Source organism: Candidatus Similichlamydia epinepheli (assembly GCF_003056015.1).
The window spans coordinates 1-2,382 of record NZ_PPEU01000099.1 but is presented as its reverse complement, the minus strand read 5'-3'; the positions used below and the strand labels follow the sequence as shown (position 1 = coordinate 2,382).

Sequence of the window (2,382 nt, the reverse complement as noted above, 5' to 3'; positions counted from 1 at the left end):
ATTTTTCTAAACTGGCGGGATGGTTTCGCTTTTATTACTGTTCCCTGATCCTTGCATTTTTTCCAATACTTCAGTTGCGTGATGCACAAAGTTTGCAAAATTTGTAAGCTTTCTTTCTTTTAGTTGCGTGATAGTAGTCTCAATTAAGTTTGAATTGGGCGTTGCCCATATTTCCCATAATGACTGGTCGAGATATGACTGTAGAGTCGAAAAGTAGTTCGAATAGTTCTTAAGAGTTCTCTCTATCAAATTAGGCGATAGTTCATTCCATTTGGCATGCATATCTAAACATGTGTCAACCTTAGTCAAGACATCTTCTTCAGATATCTTGGGCCAATTGAAACCAAAAATGAAAAGAGGAAAAACTGCAAGGATCAGGGAACAGTAATAAAAGCGAAACCATCCCGCCAGTTTAGAAAAATTATTCATGAATTTGAGCCCTTGTTCAAAGTCGTATTCAGGTTGCGTGCAGTAGAGGCAAATTAGATTGCTGGAACTAAGATAAGGCTAGATATTTAGTTATATCTAGGTTGATTTTAAATAAAGATTAGACAAATTAAATAGTTGACAAACTAAGAAACTTTTAATGATACTCGTGACTTTAAGTTTGAATGTTAGATCTTCCTGGAGTTTAGTTATGTCCCGAGGCATAAAGGATGATGTTGAAGGCTCGAGATCCTTTGAGAGCGATAAAGAGTGGAAAAGTTTTTCCAGCCGATCACAGAATTCGAGGTCTCATCAAGATAGTGAAGGTAGGGATGGCGTTGGTCACTCTTCAAAGATTCAGGGAGACCGACATGTGAGTGAAGAGAGGAGAGCTGTATCGATAACAGAGGCTGCTAAGATAAATAATGTCACCAGGCAAGCTATATATGTCGCGATAAAGCAGAAGAAGCTAAGGGCATATAAGAAGATTGCTCGTTGGACAATTGATTTGGATGATTTAGCTGCTTATCGTCGAGATCGCTACTCTCGATCCAAGAGCATGTATAACGGAAAGCTCCTTTTTGATAATTCAAAGGGATATTATTCAGTTGGACAGACTGCTCGTTTATTGAACCTTTCTGCACAAAGAATTTACTACGCGACACGTGTTGGTCACTTGGGCGCTGAAAGAAGGGGATCTTCTTGGGTTATTCACATCAAGGATATCGAGAAGTACCAGCGAGAGCACGTCCTCGGAAATAGAAGACGGTTGCTCAAAGCTGGATAATAAGGCTCCTCACTAGGAGAGCGGCCCTTGTGGGGGCGGCTGTAACCTTTGGGTCCCTATTTGAGAGAATAACAGATTTACATTTGCAAGAAGGATGAATTGTCTGCTCACGCGGATATTTCATCTTTTTTATTTTCTGATTCTATCCAGTTTATTTTGGATAGAATTTAAGACAATAGCTGCAAAGCAAGAAGAAAAGGGCCCAATAACAACTCCCGTTGTCATTACCAGGGAGAAAGAAAATAAAGATGACCCAGCGAAAAACAGAAGACAGATCAAAACCGCAAGGGTTGTGATACAGGTCATGCAAGTTCTTCCAAGTGTAGACCCAACACTGGCTTCTATTACGGAACGGAGTTGTTTCCCTCTAGATTTTTGAAGGTCCTCTCGTATGCGATCGAAGATTATGATCGTGTCATTGAGACAGTAGCCTACCACCGTCATGATAGCTCCTATTACATGAACATCGATCTGTATTGGGTAATCCATCAAAAGAAACATTCCCATACAACCGAATGTAAGTAAGAGATTGTGGAAAATTCCAATAAGAGCTGCTAGTCCGTAATGCCATTCAAACCTTACCGAAAGATAAATCAATACCGAGAGAAGAGATAGAAAAAGTGCAATTAAACCGTTATTCCTCATAGTCTTTGAGAATTGACCACTTACAGATGCCCAGCTCTCTTGAGCTCTTTTCAGAGTGTCTGAAGTTATTTGAATGCCATTTTTTTCCAAAACAGTACAAAGACCAGAAGCATCTTCAAAATGTTGAGAGCTAGAACCAGAAAGATAAATCCTTAGTTTTTCTGGGGAGCCTCTTTCTTGTAACCGGTAAAAGGATGGAGAAATGCCTTCCATTTCTAAAGCTTCTTTTACATGTTCTCTCATTTGACCACTTCCTACTGGAAAGTCAAGGTTCAATGTAGTTCCACCAGCTAGGTCAACTCCAATCAAATTCTTGCGGTGTTCCCACAGAAAAATCCACCCTGAAACGATCACAAGAAAAGAAAGAAAAAAAATAGATTGTCGGAAACGAAAAAGAGGAATAGACCTCTTCGAAAAGAGACTGGACATCTTTGCAGGGAAAGATATTCCTCTCGCAAAAATGAATGAAAAAAATGTGCTTGTAGTGAATATAGCCGTGAAAATAGACACAAAGATCCCTATCG

3 protein-coding genes are annotated in these 2,382 nt (G+C 39.6%); 1 reads left to right on the top strand and 2 read right to left on the bottom strand.

Translation table 11 applies throughout. From position 1 onward, the window contains the following. Positions 1-6 precede the first annotated feature (6 nt). Entirely contained in the window at positions 7-429 is a 423-nt protein-coding gene (locus GCCT14_RS04460; protein ID WP_108624396.1) for a hypothetical protein, read from the bottom strand. A 208-nt stretch (positions 430-637) separates the two neighbouring features. On the opposite strand from GCCT14_RS04460, the gene GCCT14_RS04455 reads away from it, so the two are divergent. Further along, positions 638-1,213 carry a helix-turn-helix domain-containing protein gene (locus tag GCCT14_RS04455; RefSeq protein WP_108624395.1) on the top strand — a complete coding sequence of 192 codons (576 nt, stop codon included), beginning with the start codon at positions 638-640 and terminating at the stop codon, positions 1,211-1,213. A 129-nt stretch (positions 1,214-1,342) separates the two neighbouring features. On the opposite strand, the gene secF is transcribed toward GCCT14_RS04455, so the two are convergent. Continuing rightward, on the bottom strand, positions 1,343-2,382 hold a 1,040-nt coding region (gene secF / locus GCCT14_RS04450; protein WP_108624394.1), incomplete at its 5' end, for a protein translocase subunit SecF.

What these genes read in the sequence shown, in the direction of transcription:
- GCCT14_RS04460 (WP_108624396.1), bottom strand. Translation starts at nt 429, where the DNA reads ATGAATAATTTTTCTAAACTGGCGGGATGGTTTCGCTTTTATTACTGT.
- GCCT14_RS04455 (WP_108624395.1), top strand. Translation starts at nt 638, where the DNA reads ATGTCCCGAGGCATAAAGGATGATGTTGAAGGCTCGAGATCCTTTGAG.